Here is a 19,753-nt window from a genome sequence, read left to right as displayed (position 1 = left end):
AGTTTACATAATGTTGCAATAATATTTGCAGTGAAATTCAATAATTTGTGAAAATATCAGCTAAAATAATTAATTAATATTTTAATAATATGATAAACAAAGTAATTTTAATTGGAAATGTAGGGAAAGAACCTGAGGTAAATTATTTGGACAATGGTGTAGCAGTTGCAAAGTTTTCTCTTGCCACAAGCGAATCCTACAAAAAAGATGGCGAAAAAGTAACAATCACCGAATGGCACAATATTGTGATGTGGCGTAAATTAGCCGAAATTTGCGAAAAATATGTAAAAAAAGGTGACAAACTTTATGTCGAAGGAAAAATCTCAACACGCTCTTGGGATGATAAAGACGGAAATAAAAGATATTCAACCGAAATAGTTGCGAACAATATGACCATGCTGGGAACAAAAAGTGCAACTGAACAAAATTCTCAGCAAGCTGAACCTAACACAAATAGTGCTGTTGAAGAAAACCAGGATGGAAAAGTTACAGAAAATACAAGTCCTGCCGGCAATAATTTGCAAGAAGAAACAGACGACCTACCATTCTAATATACTATACTCAATTTCTGGAAAATAATAAAATTGAATTGGAAACCGAGCCCTATCATTCGTTTTTAATAGATTTGCTAAATGTAACAATTCATCCCATCGAAGCTGTCAATATTTTAGCAATATTTTTTGTAATTTTTTTATTAATAGTTTCTGCTCTAATTTCAGGTTCCGAGGTTGCCTTTTTCTCATTATCTCCCTCACATATTAGCAAACTTCGGAAAAAAGAGGCAAAACAAGATTTAATAATATTGTCATTATTGGAAATCCCTGAGCGATTGTTGGCAACTATACTTATTGCAAACAATTTTGTGAATGTTGGGATAGTTATCTTATCAACCTATGTTAGTTCTTCAATTTTCGATTTTGGCGTAAACACTGCTTTGGCTTTTGTTTTTCAGGTTATTGTTATAACATTCTTACTTCTGCTATTTGGAGAGATCATTCCAAAAGTTTATGCCACGAAATACCCGGAGAAATTTTCAGGTTTTATGGCATATCCTTTGTTTTTTCTTGAAAAAATCCTCCGCCCTTTTAGCTCAGTTCTTATTAGCTCAACTTCGTTTGTGAACAAAAGATTTGCAAATGTTAAGCAAAATATTTCAATCAACGATTTGTCCGATGCTTTAGATTTGACTGAGAATGAAATATCGGAAGACAAAAAAATTCTTGAAGGAATTGTTAATTTCGGAAAACTGTACGTGAAAGAAATTATGCGGTCAAGAGTCGATGTTGTTGCTGTAGAAATAAAAACCAGTTTCAACAAATTGGTCTCAGTTATTATCGAATCGGGCTATTCCAGAATTCCTGTATTTTCAGAAAATTTTGATAAAGTAAAAGGAATACTATACATAAAAGATTTGCTCCCATATATTCATAAAAACTACAACGATTTTAAGTGGCAATCGCTTATTCGTCCTTTGTATTCTATTCCTGAAATGAAAAAAATCGACGATTTGCTCGAAGAATTTCAATCGAAAAAAATACATATGGCTGTTGTTGTTGATGAATATGGAGGCAAATCTGGAATAATTACCTTAGAAGATATACTTGAGGAAATTGTAGGTGAAATTACAGACGAATCAGATCCGCAAACTGTTGAATACAAGAAAATTGATAATGAAAATTTCATTTTTGAAGGCAAAACTCTTCTAAACGATTTTTATAAAATTATTGAAAAACCCGATAATATTTTTGATGAAATAAAAGGAGATGCCGACACCTTAGCAGGTTTGATTCTTGAAATAAAAGGAGAAATTCCTAAAAAGAATGATGAAATAATGTTCAACAACTTTAAGTTCAAAATTGAAGCTGTTGACAACAGGCGGATTATAAAAATCAGAGTACATTTAAAATCACTATAGAAATAAAATGTTTATTTTGACTGTGAGTTTATCTATAAACCTAAATCTATCCATTTACAATTAATATGATTTTTAGAAATAAAAATACCATCCCAAAAATTTTATATTGCGTAATTTTGGTATTGCTAATTTATTCGTGCAAAGAAACATATATGCCAAAACCTCACGGGTATTTTAGAATTTCATTTCCGGAAAAACAATATAATAGCTATGAAAGTGATTTTCCTTATACATTCCAATTTCCGGATTACTCAAAAATTGAACTAATTGATGCAGATTCGTGTTGGATAAATATTACTTTTCCAGATTATAATGCCAAAATTTATATTACCTATAGAACCATTGATAACAATTTATCGACATTACTCGAACAATCAAGAAAATTTTCATATAATCACACATCTAAGGCCGACGAAATTTCAGAATCATTAACAATCAATTGGAACAAAAGGGTTTTCGGAACTCAATATGAAATTAAAGGAGACGTTGCTTCATCATTGCAATTTTATTTGACTGATAGTTTGCAGCATTTCATGCGAGCGTCGCTATATTTCAACGAAAGACCAAACCAGGATTCTATTGCTCCGGTTTTAAATTTTATTAAAAAGGATGTTGAAAAATTAATTGAATCTTTTGAATGGAGAAATTAGTGTCTCATAGAATAGATAATATTTTATTTCTGATTTTATTTCCTTCAATAATTTTACGATCGTGGGTCTATTATATAAGCAAATAGTTGATAAAAATACTGATTTAGGTATCTGGGAAATGACTGATAATTTAGATTATCTTTTCGACATAGTTAATCTAAATCCTGATGAATTATTGCAAATAGAGAGTTTCAAGAACGAAAGAAGAAAGCTTGAATGGTTGAGTACTCGGGCCTTAGCTAAGGAAATTCAAAACAAAAATTCGATTATCGAATACGATAGTTTTGGAAAACCAAAATTAATTAATCCTTCTTTAAATATCAGTATTTCTCATTCTAAAGATATGGTTGGAGTTATCTTAAATAAAGATTTTAGAGTCGGAATTGATATTGAATTTGTTTCAAAAAAAATTGAAAGGATAGCCAAAAAATTTCTTAGTAGTAAAGAACTTCAACAAATTGATAGCGATTACAGAATAGAAAATTTGTACCTGTACTGGTGTGGAAAAGAAACTTTACTTAAAATTTTCGGAAAACGAGACTTGAGTTTTATTAATAATTTGAAAATTAACAAAATATATATAAAAAATCAAGGAAGTTTTTCAGCTTGTATTGATACATTAAATTTTAAGCATGAATATACTTTGAACTATGAATTTAGAAATAACTATCTGATTGTTTGGAGTATAGAAAAGCCTGTTGAAGAAGTCAAAATTGTTTAATTTCCTAATTTCTTAAAAGCACGAAAAATAATATATATATCTTTTACAATCTGGTAATTATTTGAGTATTGCAAATTGATTCTTTCAGCAACTTCTTTCGAGATAATTTTTTTGCTACTGAAATAATCTGAAGGATTTAAAACTCCATTTTTAATTGAAGGTAAATTCGAAATATCAACATTTTTCGCTAATAAATAGCCTACCATAGTCATTTTCCCGGATAATACTTTTGAAATATTAATAAATAAGCCTTTCGTGTTTTTAACAAAAAACAATGCTGCCGGACTGATTATGAGTAAAATTGCTGAAAATAAAATGTCAAAAATTCTTTTTTTACGGACATTCGCAACTTTACCAATTGAGTTGTTTGAAATATCCATCAATTCATTGACACTATCAATTGAATCGCTTCCAATAATGGAAAAACTTTCATGAGATGCAATCTTATAGTTTACGTTGATATGAGCCATTTTGTGCATAATATCAATAATTTTTTGAGAAGAAATATACTTAGTGCAAAAGATAATTTCATCGATATTATTTAAAGTTGTTATATCCGAAATATTTTCAATACTGCCACTGAACTCACTGGAAAATGACTTTTTGCTTAAACTAATATGCCATATGTCACCAAGTTTATATTCAAATTGCTTCAGCATTAATGTAATTCGTTCAAATTCATCATTTTCTCCAACTATTGCAATTTTTTTCTTTTTCACTGAATTTAACGAATAACCATCGATTTTAAGAAAGTGGAAAATTATCCTAATCAAAACTATTGATATTGACGACCATACAAAACCAAAAATTATTAGAATTCTTGAAAATCGCATTTCTTCGTTTAATAAGCTGTAAAACAACAATATAAATAAAGTGCCAATTATTAAACTACGAATAATATTTTTCAAACTTATGGGCTTTTTATACCCTTTATTAAAATATAGAAAAGAAATCCAAAGTGCAATATAGGAAGGTACAACATAGGAAAGAAATTCTTTAGGATAGACACCATTTTCAGAAAATTTGTAATTTTCCCATAAAGGAATTGCAATTTTATAACCAATAAAAATTGAAGTTGCGTCAAAAATTGGCAAAATTGTGTTCTTAATTGCCAAATTAAAAATAGCAATAGATGCCCTAAAGTATATTGCTAAATTAATTAGAAATGAAAATATTGATGCATTCTTCTTCGAAAAATGTTTTCTTGCAAATATTATCATTGCATTATAGAAGACTTTAAGGTAGTTTATGCTTCCTTTTTTTGTGCTTTCGCCTTTATAGTGAATTATAGTAGTTTTAGGAAAATAGACATTTTTATATCCAGCTAATTTTATCCGATACGACATATCGATGTCTTCGCCATACATAAAATAATCTTCGTCGAGCAAGCCTACTTGGTCTATTGTTTTTTTTCTAAGAAACATAAAAGCTCCAGATAAAATATCTACTTCATGTATCTCATTGTTGTCCAAATATCCTAAATGATATTTTGCAAATATTTTTGAGCGAGGGAATAATTTTGAAAATCCTGAAATTTTATAAAATGCAACAGATGGAGTCGGCAATGAGCGTTTCGACTCTGGTAAAAATTTCCCATTTCCATCAATCATTTTAACTCCTACTGCACCAACTTCATGATTTTTGTCTAAGTGCTCAATAATTTTTTCAAATGTATCTTCCTCTACAATGGTGTCTGGGTTTAATAAAAGAACATATTTTCCTTTTGCTTTTTTTATTGCTTGATTATTTGCTTTCGAAAAACCTACATTTTTTGTATTTTCAATCAGTTGAACATCACTAAACTTTTCTTTTACCATTGATGTAGATGCATCAACAGAATTATTATCGACTACAAATATTTCAGAATCAATGGATAAGCATGCTTTTTGAACTGAGTTTAAACATTGTTCAAGAAAATGTTGAACATTATAATTAACTATGATTACTGTGAGAATCATAAATGAAATGCTTATTTATAAAGTATTTGCTTAAATAACAGAGACATAGCTATTTTTGCAAGGTTTGTTCAAACAAATAGCGGTTTATTATTGACCTGCCTAATGTTAATTCATCTGAATATTCAAGCTCGTCGCCAAAGGAAATTCCACGTGCAAGTGTTGTAATTTTAATATTGTACTTTTTGAGTTTTTTGAATAAATAGAAATTTGTAGTATCTCCTTCCATTGTTGTACTCAGGGCTAAAATAACTTCTTTGACTGAATTATTTTTTATTCTATTTTCTAAAGATTTTACGTTTATGTCATCTGGTCCAATACCATCCATCGGAGAAATAATCCCGCCTAATACATGATAAACTCCAAAATATTGTTGTGTAGATTCAATAGACATAATGTCTTTTATTCCCTCAACAACGCAAATAGTGCCTAAATCTCTTGTATTATTTGAACATATATTGCATATTTTGTTATCTGAAATGTTATTGCAGATATTACAATTTTGAATGTTTTTTTTTAGGTCAATAATTGAATTTCCAAAGTTAGAAACTACAGTTTCATCTTTATTCAGTAGATGCAACACAAATCTTAGGGCAGTTTTCTTTCCAACTCCAGGGAGTTTAGAAAATTCGTCAATAGCATTTTCTAAGAGTTTGGACGAGAAACCATTTAAATCCATTAAAAAAGAAATATAAAAAAGTTACAATTTAACTTGGTTTTTTTCGACTCTTTAGTTTGAGAAAAACTAAAATCTTTTCCCATAATGATAGCGGTTCGTAATCTTCGTCATAGTATCCGTAACCATAACCACCATAACCATAACCACCATAACCATAACCACCATAGCCATAACCACCATAGCCATAACCACCATATCCATAGCCTCCGTAGCCGTAGCCATAATAACTTGGAACCATTACGTCATTTACTAATATCCCTAAATTCTTCATGTTTTGATTGCTATCAAGTTCTTCAATTAGGCTTAGTACACTTTTCTTTGAATAGTTTTGCCTAATTACAAAAATATTCAAATCTGAAAATCGTGATAGAATCAATGCATCAGTAACTAATGCAACAGGAGGCGTATCAATTATTACATAATCATATTCTTTTTTTGCATATGAGATAAGGTCTTCCATCCTTTGTGTACCAGCTAGTTCAGCAGGATTTGGTGGAGTAGGTCCTGAAGGAATTACTGACAAATTTCTAATATTAGTTGTTTGGATTATTTCATCAATATTGCTTTTTTTGATGAGATAAGTACTCATGCCAATATCATTTTTGAGCATAGCAAATGCCTTTTGAATCTTTGGTTTTCTAAGATCCATTCCGATAAGCAGAACCTTTTTATCAGACATTGCAATAATAGATGCTAAATTTATTGCACAAAAAGTTTTTCCTTCACCACTCACGGTAGAAGTCAAAATAATAACTTTCTTCTCTGCTTCGGATAATAAATATTCCAAATTAGTTCGTAAAGAACGGAATGATTCAGCTAATGAAGACTTTGGTTTATCAAATACAGGGATTTCAACTTCTCTTACATTTTTTCCCACTGTTCCAATAATAGGAATCTTCACTTTTCCTTCAATATCCTTATGATCGACAATTTTGTCATTAAAATAGTCTCTACCAATAATAAGTAAAACCGGAATAAGTAGTCCAATTACCAAGGCTATCAGGAAATTCATTTTTTTCTTAGGAGAAACAATAGTTGCATTAAACAATAAAGCATTATCTAATATTTTACTATCTGGCACATTCGATGCAAGTGCAATTCCAGATTCTGCCTTTTTTTCTAAAAGATAGGTGTAAATTTCATTATTTAAATCAAATTCTCTTTGAATATTAATTAGTTCACTTTCAGTTTTAGGTAATTGGGCAATTTCACTATTTACTTTTGAAATTCTTTTTGATAAACTTTCTTGAGATATTTCAAATGTCTTTTTAATATTTCTTATGTTTTCGAGCAAAGATTTTTTTGCATTACTAATGTTTAAGTCTATCAAATTTAAAGTAGGAATGCTTTCATTGGCACTGAATAACAATGTATTCCTTTGATCAAGCAATTCACTTAATTTAATAATTATTGAACTAATTTGTGGTTCTTGAATACCCACAATTGAAGGAGCTACTAAGTCTGAATAATCATTTTTATTTTCAACATATTCTAAAAGATAATTATAATATTCGGCTTGAATTATTTGTTGAGCTTCTTCTTTAATTAGTTCTTCATATTTTTCAGAAATTGCAATACCTTGTCTGCTTAAATCAATAATCTTATTATTAAGCCTAAAGTTTTCAAGATTTCTCTCAGCTTGTGTTAATGAGTCAACTATTTCCCCTAACTGATTATTAATAAATTCAATTGTTTTATTTGCTTTTCTATTTTTATCGTCCAAACCAGAACGAATATAAACTTCAGCAAGTTTATTCAAATAATTAGCCTCTTTTTCAGCAACTTGTCCTTCAGTTATCAGGTTTAAAATTGATCCTTCTTTATCTTGGAGCTCAATATTTATTTTTGCTCTGTAGCTATTAATTAGCCCATTTATACTATTAATGATGAAAAACCATTCTGAATATCCATAGTTTGGTCGTTTGAAATCGAAGCTGCTAGGTTCATTCAAAGTGATATTGAAATTAAAGAAAAAATCATCAACTTGCTCACCAAATTTATAAATGTTATTATTAACCAATAGTGTATCAAAATATTCAACCTCTTCATTAATTTCAAGCCGATATTCAGTTCTTGAAAGAATTTCAACATAAAATGGGAATCCTCTAAGCTGATTTTTTGAAGTGTCAATATTCACACTAAATGGTGATGATCTATATTTTTCCTGAGTTTTCATTCTTCCTACAGAATAGTATGAAATCTCAAAATCAAGTTCATCAATTACTTTTTTGTTCAGGCTAAATGATTGTAATATTCCAATTTCATTATTTATATTTGTTTGATCGTCGAACATTCCAAAACCCATGAGGTTACCTGAGCCAAATCTACTTCCATAGGGATCATCTGATTTTAATAATAGATCAAGACCTATACTATAGGTTGGAAGTGTAAATTTATTTATATAAAATGAAATTGATAAGGCAATAAATATCGAAAGTACAAATAAATACCAGTTTGCTAAAAATTTGAAAACATATTTCCTAATATCTATATTTTCTTCTTGGTTTATATCGAAATTGTTATCCACGTCTTAAAGATTAAATTGTAAACTTTGTTAATAGTAATAGCTAGTTCTTAAATTTAGCCTATGAAAAAGTTCATGTTTATAATTGTAGTAATAGTAAAATTGTAGTTAGAGTAGAAGAAATCGTAGCCAACAATACTCCATAATCAGAGGCTATCAATCTAATACCTTTAGATTTCATTGGTTCAACATAGATTAAATCATTAGGTTTTAAATAATAATATTCTGATGCTATGAGATTTTTATCTGTTAAATCAATTCTAATAGTTGAAGACCCATTTTTCGCAGGCCTAATTAAAAGAACATTTTTTCTATTACCATAATCTGTAACATCACCTCCCATACTTAGTGCTTGAAAAATAGATATTTGATTGTTATATGAAGTATAAATGCCAGGACTCCTAATTTCACCAAGTAAAGTAATCCTGAAATTTGCAAGTTTTACAATTATTGTGGGATCTTTAATATATTCCTCAACTTTTTCTAAAATTATTTTGTTTATTTCGTCCATAGATAAATCTTGTACATAAATCTCACCCAAAATAGGTACTGATATATTCCCATTTTTATCAACTGAATAACCTTGGAAATACATTGATGCTTCATTGTATTGTTGATAATTATTAGTTTGACTGCTTGCATCCATACTAAATAATTCAACAATATCCTTATTCATGCTTAATATTTTGATATGCAAAATATCATTCTCTTGAACTTTGTATTGGTCATCATTTTTTATTGCTTGATTTTCGACATAAGAAGTATCAAGATTTTGGAGATAAACTAATTCTTTATGCTGGCGGCATGAAGCAAAAACAAGTACTAATAAAAAATAAATTATCGTTTTTCTAATCATATCTAAATTTCAAAAATAATTCGCAAAAATAGAAAATTATTGTTGAAATTTGTTTTTTATAGTATAATTTTATACTTCGTAAATTTTACAAAATGTATTATTATGAATATTGATAATAATTTCTTTAAAATAGAAACGAATAAGGTTTTACCAAAACCCGGGAAAATCTTAATAGCAGAGCCATTCTTAAACGATTATTATTTTGGACGTTCAGTAATATTGCTCACAGAACATTCGACGGAAGGAAGTGTTGGTTTCGTATTAAACAAACCTGTTAAAATTTCATTGAATGAAATATTAACAGATTTCCCAAAATTCGATTCATTAATTTCTGTTGGAGGACCAGTAAAAACTGATTCCGTACATTATATTCACACATTAGGAAAATTTTTACCAGATAGTGTTGAAATTGCTGATGGAATATTCTGGGGAGGCAATTTTAGTGAATTAAAAAAAATTATAAAATCTGGATTGATTAACAAAAACCAAATTCGATTTTTCATTGGATATTCTGGTTGGAGCGCAAATCAATTGGAAGATGAATTAAAAATTAATTCTTGGTTGGTTTCAAATTTGGATGCCAAAACTATTATGAGAAAAAATGAGCCATCAATTTGGAAAGAGTCAATTTTAAATCTAGGGGAAGAGTATAAAACCTGGATAAACTTTCCAGAGAATCCTAATTTAAATTGACAGCCCTATTTTGTTAATTCATTCTCAAAAATTCAATTTATTATTTAACTCGCTGATTAACAGTCTGGATATTTTTGAAAAGAATCTTTTTTGTCCAAGTCCCATTACCCAATTAATGCCTTGAATTGCATTTGTAATAAATACCTCTTCTGCCTCCATACAAATATTTTCATTTAATTCAGTTTCAATTACTTCAAATCTGCTTTTTGCAATAGAAATAATCTGCTTCCGCATCACTCCATTAACACATCCTGATTGAATATTAGGTGTGAAAATTTTATCCCCAACCACAAAAAAAATATTCGAGCTAATAGTTTCAACAATATTTTCCGAACTATTTTGTATAATACAATCATCCAATCCTTTTTCAGTTTTATATATTCCTGCCAAAACAAATAATTGTGCATTATTTGATTTGATGTTGGCAAATTTGTTATGCGACTTATAAATTTCAGAATAAAAATCAATTATTAAACCTTTTGCATTTAATTCATAATATGATGTTGAAAGTTTCTCAATTTCAATCAAATATGAAATTTCATTTGTGATTGGTGTATAATAGCCTCCTTCATTTCTGAAAACTGATAGCCTTACCCGAGCACCTTGGTAATAATGATTTTTGTCAAAAAGTGAGTTAATTTCATAACGTAAATTGCTTATATTCAAAGAAAGTGGCACTTTCATTTTAAGGATTTTCATGCCAGACATCAATCTTTCTAAGTGGTTTTCAAAAAAAAAGACCTCCTTCCCATTTGCACGCATTGTTTCAAACAAGCCATCGCCATACCGAAAAGAGCGATTTTGAATTGTTAAAACGCTCTTGTTACTTTGAAAAAACTTGCCATTTAAACTGCAATATTTTAAGGTTCTCATTAAAAATAATAATGATTAAGTGTTTAATATCCAAGAATAAAGGGAAAAATAATGCCAATAACTGCACCAATAAAATGTGAATCGTGGTTAATATTGTCTGAATTTTTCTTACTCATATAATATGAATATCCAAGATATAATGCTGCAAAAACAATTCCTGGAATTGGAATCGCAAAATAGAAATAGATGTTTCTAAATGGATCGAAATATATGCTTGCAAAAACAATGGCTGAAACTCCTCCTGATGCCCCAACCGAATCATAATTTGCATTGTCTTTATATTTCCGTATAGTATTTGAGGTAGAAATTAAAATGGCGCTTACGTATAATAATAAAAAAAGAAAATTTGAATCTAAATAATACTCGACCGAACTACCAAAAGACCATAACACAATCATATTTATAATTAGATGTGTCCAATCTGCATGAATCAAACCATGTGAAAACAATCTATACCATTCTTTCCGATGATAAACCTGAAAAGGATTTAATAATAATTTATAAAATATTTGTCTGTTATTAAATGCAGCAATTGAGACTATTGCTGTAAGTGCAACTATAATTAAGGTCATTTTTGGTTTTTAGTTAATAATCACTTTTTCAGTATAAGCATTTCTTTCGGTTTTCAATACAACAAAATATAATCCTTGCTTGAATTTGCTGGTTGAAAATGATAAGTCATTTAATCCTTCATGAATTATTTTTGGATTTGAAAGAATAGTTTCTTTTCCTAAAATATCGAAAATCGACAAACTTGCTTTTTGGAATTTATCACTATTCATTGTAATAAATACCTTTTTGGAAGCCTTTGAATAAGAAATATTGAAATTATTTCGGAAATCTTTAGAAGCAATATTTATTGTATTATTTGCAACAGTAAATTTCCAGTATCCTGCAGGTGCAACTATTGGTCGAACTTGAGTTTTCCCTGAATTGGATTGTGCTTCAATGTAATAATATATAGTGTCCATTAAATTCTGAGATGTAATTTCTCCTGACCATATATTATCAGCCAGATTTAATAAGCTCATTGAGGCAGACAAATATGGATTTATAGTGTCATTTCTATAATAAATGCTGGCATTTTGAATGCCGGAACGATGTATTATTTTTGCTTCGATTAAATAGTTTTCTGTAGAAGAATCAATTAGTGATAGATGAGGCTGATGAGAAATTAAGAGTGGGTCATTAGTAGCAATTTCGTGGCTAATACAATGAATTGCTCCGCTTGACGGAATTGTTGCATTGCAATTAATCCCAACAATATTGTAGCCTGGCATGGCTTCTTTATAGATTCTTAGTGCTGTTGTATCGTACTGATATTCATAGGTTGGAACCAAAACTGTCTTATTAATAATTAATGAATTTGTATAAGTTCGATAATCAGCTCCATTCCACAATCCATTTGGATAATTCCCATTTTCAGGGGGCATTGGAATTCTTATAACTTTATATGGTGTGCCAAAAATCGAATTAAAATTACTTAATACATATTGTAAATTTGCCTCAATTTGTGGGCCATCGGAAATTCCTGTTGGATATTCTCCTACAAGTAAAGTCTCTTCGTCAATCAATTTCATGTGCATATCTATGTGATGAATTCCATCGTATGGCAAATTAGTCATTTTCACATACCTTTCAATACCCATAAACTTATGTATAACACTATCAATTTCTGATTCGGTTTTTCCAGGATTTTCTTCCAAAACAAGATTTGATGAAAAGGCTGTTCCGAAACCATCTGACATGAAATTTCCTCCGGCATGAATAATGTCGTATGGGCTCTGAGTTGTTTCATAAATAGGAACATTCAATTTATTAGCAACAGCTTCAGGAATTACATCATCGTCTGGCCGCGGTCTATTATATATCCAATCAACAATTATTAAAGAATCTACTTCATTTGTGTAAACATTATTTGGACCATAATCACGAATCCAAACACTGTTTGAAGCTTCAATTAAAAATTCCAAATTTGTCAAGCTAACATTGCTTGATGTTAATGTATTTTTTACAGAATTTGAATCTGAACAGACTATAAAAACTTTGCATTCTTCTTTTGCATATCTAACAATTTCTGTCAAAACAGAACTAAAAGATTCCCAAGATATGATAATTGCATCCATCTCTTCCCATTCTGCAACTGTGCGTACTTGAGAAACAGGAGGTTGAGTGAATCCTCTCGAAACTATTGAGTTTAAATAATGTGGCATTTGCTGTTTTTCAAAATCTGTCATTTTATGTGGCAAACCTTGGCTAAATATTTCTAATATAGATAGAATAAACAAAGCGAATAGCATTAATTTTTTAATCATAATTTGTTATTTATTAATCGGTTAGTTATTGATTTAGATAAATTTGGGTTTTATAATTCTTTAAAATATTTTAGGATAATTTAAAAAGATTGATTTTTACCTTTTTAATAAGTAAAAATATTTCAATAGGATAGAAGAAATAGGCGTAAAGATTCGATTTTATTGAATATTTTGATTTTATATAATCCACAGAAGGAAAAAGGTTTCCCATCAAAAATCTTATTTTATTCAAAAATCCTTCGATGTGCATAACTTTTTTATAATAGCTAAGATCAGTTTTTGCAAGTTTCTTTTGAACTCCAAGACTATACAATTTAAGAAAAAGTTGTTCAACATTATTGAAGTTTTTGTTTGCAAACAGATGGGCTGGAATTTCTGTGTCAAAGTATTTATAGGCAATAAAAAGATGACTTAAGACTATATTAGTAATGGAAAAAGTGTTTGACTTTTCAAGTAAAACGTCCCAATTAATCGTCGATTTGAAAATCTCACTAGTCTTTTTAATATCTACATACCAACATAGTCGCACACCTCCTGCACCAAAATTTCTGCTCAGGTGCAAACATAAATGAATCAATAAAAATTCAGGAGCAAACATATATGTTTCCGAATTTGAAATTTTAATTTTTTGTTTTGTGCTAAAAAAGTCATCAATATTAATTGAATGAATACAATGTGGTGGCAATAAATCCCAATGCAGCTCTAAAAGTTGCATATCTTTTACATACCCATAATTATATGTCAATTGCAATTTTTCAATAAATTCATTTTTATTATGCAATTTTTTATAGCCTAATTTTGTGAGAATTATATATGATTTTTCTAAATTTTTCTTTTCAATGAGAATATCAAAATCGCCCATCGGACGTTGCCCAATATCATTGTAAACCGTTTCTGCCAGCAGACATCCTTTCAATAAAACTAATTCGATATCTTCTTTTCTAAATTCAGAAATTATTTCATCTAATTTGTTATAAATTAAGGTGTTCTTTGCGAGAGTAGCATAATATTGCTTTTTAAAATATTCTGCAATTTCAATTGGCAAATCAATGAGTTTTTGTTTTTTGAATAATAATTGAGAAATGCCATTTTCAGTATATTTTTTAGCAATCAATTTCCAATTCAACTCTGATTTAGAACCTGAAGATATCTCCGCAAAATTGCTTCTGTCTTTATCTCTCAAACATTCGAGCAAGAATTTATCTTCAACAGATAAATTAAAATTAGTAATATTGCTGTACTCAATCATTTAGATATTGTGCTAATTTTGCACAAAATTAATATAATTTAGAATGGATTCATTAAATATTATTTACAAACATAGCAACAAAATAATATCAAGAAAAGAAGGAAACGAATATATATTAGTTCCAATAAATCGGAATGTTGGCGACATGACAAATGTTTTCACACTTAAAGAAGTAGCGGCATTTATCTGGGAAAACATTGATGGAAAAAATTGCCTTCAAGAAATACTGAATTTGCTTTGCCAGGAATATGAGATTGATACCGCTACGGCAAAATTGGACCTTGAAAATTTTGTAAAAAAACTCGAAAAAATGCTTGATGTGGTATAAATTTCAGCGATAAATTCAATCGACTAATTATGGCAAAAAATACACATGCAAAATTTGCAATTCGAATAGCTAATTTCAATATTTTAGTTCATGCCATAGGTAAGAATATAAAACTATTTACAGAATCGATTCTCAATAATTTCCTTATTGAAACAAGCAATAGCTACGATCTTACACTAAAAGTTCATGCAAAAATTCCCTCTGAATTTATAGAAAGCAAAGAAGTTTTCAAAGCTCCATATATTGAAGAAATTTCAGGGAATAAGAAAGAAATATCATCACATTTATGGAGCATTCGTAAATTCAAAAATAAATATATTGTCCTAAGCTCCAGTTTAAGTTCTTTAGACTCTCCAAATTTGGCTCTTTGTTTCGACCTAAAATCTGAAAATTGGAATATATATTCCGACCAACAAATTTCAAAAATAAATCCATTTGAATATCCTATGCTGCCACTCATTTTGTATTATTTGACATTGAAAAATGATGCAATAATGATTCATGCCTCTGGAATAAAATTTGGTGAAAACGGAATGTTATTTAGTGGTTTTTCGGGAGCAGGGAAAAGTACTATTGCAAAGATTTGTGAAAATAATTCTGCTAAAATAATTCACGATGATAGGCTAATAATCAGAAAAATAGAAAATAAATATTGCATTTTCAACACACCGGTTTACGAAAACGACTATTCAAAAAAAGTTGTTCTTAACAATATTTTTCTTATTTATCACAACAAACAAAATGTTTCGAAAAAACTAATGGGTGTTGAGGCAATTACCCGATTCATGGCATTTTGTATCCAGCACAATTACGATGAAAAAATAATTAATAAAATGCTGAATGTTATTTCAGATATCACAAACAAAATTCCAATTCACGAGCTTGGTTTTTTGCCCGATAGCTCTGTTATTCAATATTTAAAAGAAAACCATTTTGAATAAAAATAACATTGATTTGCAAAATCTTCAAAATGCTACAGTTGATTTTTTAGATCAAGGTAAAGAACTAAAAATTCGATTAGGCGGAAGAAGTATGTATCCCTTTTTAAGAAATGGAGATATTGGTTTAGTTAAGAAAATATGCATTTCAAATTTGAAAATTGGAGACGTAATAGTTTTTAAAACATCAGAAAAATTAATTGCTCATAGATTGCTTAAAATTATTTATCGAAATAAAAAACTATCACTAATTACAAAAGGAGATTCATTGTTAAAAAAAGATTGTCCTATCTCAGAGGAAAATTACATTGGAAAAATTGTATCTTTCGACAGAAAAAACAAGACCGTAGATATTGAAACTGAATACTTTATAAAACTAAATTATATAATTTCAAAAACTTCAATAGTCTTAGTCATTATATACATTTTTGTTAGAATATATTGGAAAATGCAAAGTCAAATTAGAGTCAAATCTTGAAGCCAAGAACTGAAATAAAAAAATATTTATATTTGAAAAGAGCATTACAATTCGCCTGGAAAGCTGCTCCTTTTTGGACTATCATAAATTCTTTCATTACTATCGTTCAAGGTATTTTACCATTAGCAATTATTTTTTTAATGAAATTGATTGTTGATTCAGTTACAGAAGGAGCCCTTGCTAACGATAAAGAATCAGCATTTTATAATGTTTTGTATTTCGTAATTTTTGCAGGAATAATTTTCTTCATTAACTCTGCACTGAAATCTGTAAGTGCTTTAATAAGAGAACATCAATCGCAAATTGTGAGCGATTATATGTATAGTATTATCCACAAAAAAACTTCACAATTAGATTTACAATATTTTGAAAACTCAAATTATTACGATATTCTTCATAGAGCCAGAATTGAAGCTCCTTTCCGACCAAACTCAATAGTAAACAATCTTGTTTACATTTTGCAAAACATTATTTCGCTAATGCTAATTTTTGGTCTAATAATGACGCTTCATTGGGTGGTTTCAATTCTTTTACTTGTAGCAACCCTTCCGGGAATTTTGATTCGATTGAAATTTGCCAAAGAAATTTACGATTGGAAAAGATCCGAAACTCCTACAGAAAGAAAAACAGACTATTACAATGGCTTATTAACGTCATTACGATTTGCCAAGGAAGTTCGACTTTTTGGATTGTCCGGAATATTCATCGAACGTTTTAAAAATCTAAAAAAACTTCTTCGGGAAGAAAAATTCAAAATTGTTAAAAAGCAAACTCTAATTAGCCTTGTCTCGGAAACTACAACAGCTCTAACAGTTTTCGGATCATATGCTTACATAAGTTATAAAGCCATCAGGGGCGAAATTACCCTTGGTGATTTGGTAATGTATTTCTTGGCATTTCAAAAAGGATTCGATTTTCTACGTAGTCTTTTTTCAGGAATCGCAGGACTTTTTGAAGATAATCTTTTTCTAAATAACTTATTTGAGTTTTTGAATCTGCCACAGCAAATTGTTTCACCAAAACATTCAACTCCTTTTCCATCAAAAATTTGTAAAGGAATTAGTATTAGGAATTTAGATTTCAAATATCCAAACGGGAATAAATTTGTTTTAAAAAATATCAATATTCAAATAAAAGTAAATGAAACAATTGCTATTGTTGGCGAAAATGGTGTCGGAAAAACTACACTCATAAAGCTTTTGTGTAAATTTTATAAACCCACTAAGGGTGAAATTTTGTTTGATGAAGTAAATATTGAAGAAATGAATACTGAAGAAATCAGAGAAAATATAAGTGTCATTTTTCAGGATTATGCTCACTATCATTTATCGGCAAAAGAAAATATTGCTTTTGGAAATATTGCTGAAAACCATGACGATAATAAGATTAGAAAAGCAGCAAAAACTGCAAATATTGATTTGAAATTAGAAAATTTACCAAAGAAGTATGAAAGTGTCCTTGGAAAATTGTTTGAAAATGGAGAGGAACTCAGCATTGGAGAATATCAGAAAGTTGCACTAGCAAGGGCTTTTTACAAAAATTCTCAAATTATTGTTCTCGATGAACCCACAAGTTCAATAGATCCGAGATCGGAATACGAAATTCTCCAAAATTTTGAAAATGCTACAAAGAATAAAACTGCAATTATTATAAGTCACCGACTGTCATCTGTTAAAATGGCTGACAAAATTTATGTGCTTGACAAGGAAAATTTAATTGAATCGGGGACTCACGAAGAATTAATGCACCTTAAAGGAAAATATGCTGACTTGTACAATATCCAGTCGGAAAAATACCGTACATAATTTCAAAAAATCACAGAGATTTGGCAACAAAAATAATCACTTGATATGAATAAATTTATTATATATTGCGATTTTTTAACTAACAAATGAAACTATGAAGAGATTTTACACAATTATTTTAATTTCTGTATTTTTTGCAGCTAATGTTTTTGCAGGAGGTATCCTTACAAATACAAACCAAAGTGCATCGTATGTTAGGATGCTAATTCGTGATGCATCGCTCGGTATTGATGCAGTTTATTATAATCCGGCCGGCTTAACAAAGTTGGAAGATGGATTTTATTTCTCGCTAAACAATCAATCTATTTGGCAAAATAAAGAGATAACAAATGCATATATGTTTTTGAACAATGAATTATTTGAAGGAAGTATCAGTGCACCGGTTTTTCCGGGAGCATATTTTGCATATAAAAAAGGAAATTTAGCCCTATCGCTCGGCTTCAATCCTGTTGGTGGTGGTGGTGGTGCCGAATTCCAAAACGGATTGCCTTCTTTTGAAACCCCGGTTTCAGACCTTGTACCAATGATGGCGGCAAATGGATTCGGAGTAGATAAATATAGTGCTGATATCTATTTTGAAGGTACTTCTGTTTTTTGGGGACTTCAAGCCGGACTTTCATATGCACTAAACGATATGATTTCTTTATATGCCGGTGGTAGATATGTAATGGCAAAAAACACTTATGGAGGTCATATTAAGAATATTATGGTTAATCCAATTTTTGGAGAATTGACTGGGACTACCATGACTCCTGCAACTACCTTTTTTACAGACATGGCACAAGCTCCGGCAGGAGGTGCAGCGTCAATGCAACCATTTATTGATGGTGGAGTTGGTGGCTTAACATTTGATGAAGCTGAAGCAGGACTAATAATTGATGCAGCAACACGAGGACTATTGGAAGGTGGATTAATTGCTATGGGAATTGATCCGACTGGCATGACGCTAGAACAAGCTCAGGGCGCATACCAAGGTGCTGCCGACCAACTTAACGGATATGCAGCCCAGACTGCTGATGTTGAAGTTGATGCCGAGCAAACAGGCACAGGAATTACTCCAATTTTTGGGGCACATTTTACACTCTTAGAAAATAAGTTAAATATTGGTCTGAAATACGAATTGAAAACCAAACTTGAGCTTGAAAATGCAACCAAAGTTGATGGCAGCGGATTATTTCCAGACGGTGCAAAAACTGATTCAGACATGCCAGCTATGTTTTCTATCGGAGCAAGTTATCAGGCATCGAAAAAATTAAAAGCAACGGTTGGCTACCACCTATATTTCGATAAAGATGTTGATTGGGGCGAAGACAAAACAATTGATAAAAACTTCATTGAAATGGGGATGGGCTTAGAGTATGACATTACTGACAAGTTTCTTTTAAGTATCGGTTACTTACGTGCACAAACTGGTGCCACTGCTGACTATAATACGGATATGAGCTATTCTTTAAGCACAAATACTGTTGGATTTGGTGGAGCATATAAAGTAACACCGGCATTAACTGTAAATCTTGGAGTGTTGAAAACAGTTTATGAAGATGGTGAAAAATTAATAGATTATCCTACAACCGGTCTAACTGGCGTTAAAGAAACCTATTATAAAGACAATATGATTTTTTCTATTGGAATTGATTATAAACTATTTTAATTATAATTTTTAAAAATATCATTCCTTTTTCTGGAAGTATTTTCTACAATGCCAAAGTTTTTTTCTAAGCTTTGGCATTGTTGTTTTATCCAATGATGTGAAATTATTACGAAAGAAAAATGT

At 29.9% G+C, this 19,753-nt stretch carries 18 protein-coding genes; 10 read left to right on the top strand and 8 right to left on the bottom strand.

The window, feature by feature from the left end; genetic code table 11:
• The first annotated feature begins 89 nt into the window (after positions 1–89).
• The 4 genes from HN894_12210 (at position 90) to HN894_12195 (ending at position 3,286) form a co-directional block, all read left to right on the top strand.
• Complete coding sequence (locus tag HN894_12210) at positions 90–551, top strand: single-stranded DNA-binding protein (GenBank protein MBT7144084.1); 462 nt, start codon at positions 90–92, stop codon at positions 549–551.
• A gap of 38 nt (positions 552–589) precedes the next feature.
• The gene (gene gldE, locus HN894_12205) at positions 590–1,915 is read left to right on the top strand and encodes a gliding motility-associated protein GldE (protein ID MBT7144083.1); all 1,326 of its coding nucleotides are present in this window, start codon (positions 590–592) and stop codon (positions 1,913–1,915) included.
• A gap of 65 nt (positions 1,916–1,980) precedes the next feature.
• Positions 1,981–2,565 (top strand): gliding motility lipoprotein GldD, encoded by a 585-nt coding sequence (gene gldD / locus HN894_12200; protein ID MBT7144082.1) that lies wholly within the window; start codon positions 1,981–1,983, stop codon positions 2,563–2,565.
• Between the two features lie 61 nt (positions 2,566–2,626).
• Entirely contained in the window at positions 2,627–3,286 is a 660-nt protein-coding gene (locus HN894_12195; protein ID MBT7144081.1) for a 4'-phosphopantetheinyl transferase superfamily protein, read from the top strand.
• On the opposite strand, the gene HN894_12190 is transcribed toward HN894_12195, so the two are convergent.
• From HN894_12190 to HN894_12175, 4 genes are all read right to left on the bottom strand, one after another.
• On the bottom strand, positions 3,283–5,244 hold the full coding sequence (locus HN894_12190; protein ID MBT7144080.1) for a glycosyltransferase: 1,962 nt from the start codon (positions 5,242–5,244) through the stop codon (positions 3,283–3,285). The genes HN894_12195 and HN894_12190 overlap by 4 nt on opposite strands.
• A 49-nt stretch (positions 5,245–5,293) precedes the next feature.
• Positions 5,294–5,920, bottom strand: coding sequence for a recombination protein RecR (recR, locus tag HN894_12185; protein ID MBT7144079.1), 627 nt, complete (start codon positions 5,918–5,920; stop codon positions 5,294–5,296).
• Between the two features lie 28 nt (positions 5,921–5,948).
• Positions 5,949–8,447: a polysaccharide biosynthesis tyrosine autokinase gene (locus tag HN894_12180; GenBank protein MBT7144078.1), complete on the bottom strand. Its 2,499-nt coding sequence runs from the start codon at positions 8,445–8,447 to the stop codon at positions 5,949–5,951.
• A 76-nt stretch (positions 8,448–8,523) separates the two neighbouring features.
• Positions 8,524–9,300 carry a hypothetical protein gene (locus tag HN894_12175; GenBank protein MBT7144077.1) on the bottom strand — a complete coding sequence of 259 codons (777 nt, stop codon included), beginning with the start codon at positions 9,298–9,300 and terminating at the stop codon, positions 8,524–8,526.
• Positions 9,301–9,402: 102 nt separating this feature from the next.
• Between HN894_12175 and HN894_12170 the strand changes: the two genes are divergently transcribed.
• Positions 9,403–9,993 (top strand): YqgE/AlgH family protein, encoded by a 591-nt coding sequence (locus HN894_12170; protein MBT7144076.1) that lies wholly within the window; start codon positions 9,403–9,405, stop codon positions 9,991–9,993.
• A gap of 24 nt (positions 9,994–10,017) precedes the next feature.
• On the opposite strand, the gene HN894_12165 is transcribed toward HN894_12170, so the two are convergent.
• The 4 genes from HN894_12165 to HN894_12150 form a co-directional block, all read right to left on the bottom strand.
• Positions 10,018–10,866, bottom strand: a complete 849-nt coding sequence (locus tag HN894_12165; protein MBT7144075.1) for an aminotransferase class IV — start codon at positions 10,864–10,866, stop codon at positions 10,018–10,020.
• Between the two features lie 23 nt (positions 10,867–10,889).
• Positions 10,890–11,438, bottom strand: coding sequence for a rhomboid family intramembrane serine protease (locus tag HN894_12160; protein MBT7144074.1), 549 nt, complete (start codon positions 11,436–11,438; stop codon positions 10,890–10,892).
• Positions 11,439–11,447: 9 nt separating this feature from the next.
• A complete protein-coding gene (locus HN894_12155; protein MBT7144073.1) occupies positions 11,448–13,181 on the bottom strand; it encodes a T9SS type A sorting domain-containing protein in 1,734 nt (577 codons plus the stop codon).
• A 70-nt stretch (positions 13,182–13,251) separates the two neighbouring features.
• Positions 13,252–14,430, bottom strand: coding sequence for a nucleotidyltransferase family protein (locus HN894_12150; protein MBT7144072.1), 1,179 nt, complete (start codon positions 14,428–14,430; stop codon positions 13,252–13,254).
• A gap of 43 nt (positions 14,431–14,473) precedes the next feature.
• On the opposite strand from HN894_12150, the gene HN894_12145 reads away from it, so the two are divergent.
• The 5 genes from HN894_12145 to HN894_12125 all read left to right on the top strand — a co-directional run bounded on the left by HN894_12145 (position 14,474) and on the right by HN894_12125 (position 19,630).
• Positions 14,474–14,758: a PqqD family protein gene (locus tag HN894_12145; protein MBT7144071.1), complete on the top strand. Its 285-nt coding sequence runs from the start codon at positions 14,474–14,476 to the stop codon at positions 14,756–14,758.
• 29 nt (positions 14,759–14,787) lie between these two features.
• Positions 14,788–15,699 carry a hypothetical protein gene (locus HN894_12140; GenBank protein MBT7144070.1) on the top strand — a complete coding sequence of 304 codons (912 nt, stop codon included), beginning with the start codon at positions 14,788–14,790 and terminating at the stop codon, positions 15,697–15,699.
• On the top strand, positions 15,692–16,174 hold the full coding sequence (locus tag HN894_12135; GenBank protein MBT7144069.1) for a signal peptidase I: 483 nt from the start codon (positions 15,692–15,694) through the stop codon (positions 16,172–16,174). Before HN894_12140 ends, HN894_12135 begins: the two co-directional genes overlap by 8 nt.
• 32 nt (positions 16,175–16,206) lie before the next feature.
• Positions 16,207–17,979 (top strand): ABC transporter ATP-binding protein, encoded by a 1,773-nt coding sequence (locus HN894_12130; GenBank protein ID MBT7144068.1) that lies wholly within the window; start codon positions 16,207–16,209, stop codon positions 17,977–17,979.
• Between the two features lie 94 nt (positions 17,980–18,073).
• The gene (locus HN894_12125) at positions 18,074–19,630 is read left to right on the top strand and encodes an aromatic hydrocarbon degradation protein (protein ID MBT7144067.1); all 1,557 of its coding nucleotides are present in this window, start codon (positions 18,074–18,076) and stop codon (positions 19,628–19,630) included.
• Positions 19,631–19,753: the final 123 nt, after the last annotated feature.

The organism is Bacteroidota bacterium, assembly GCA_018692315.1.
GTDB lineage: Bacteria > Bacteroidota > Bacteroidia > Bacteroidales > JABHKC01 > JABHKC01.
Note: the sequence above shows the minus strand (reverse complement) of the source record. Positions and strands in the feature narration are given on the sequence as shown.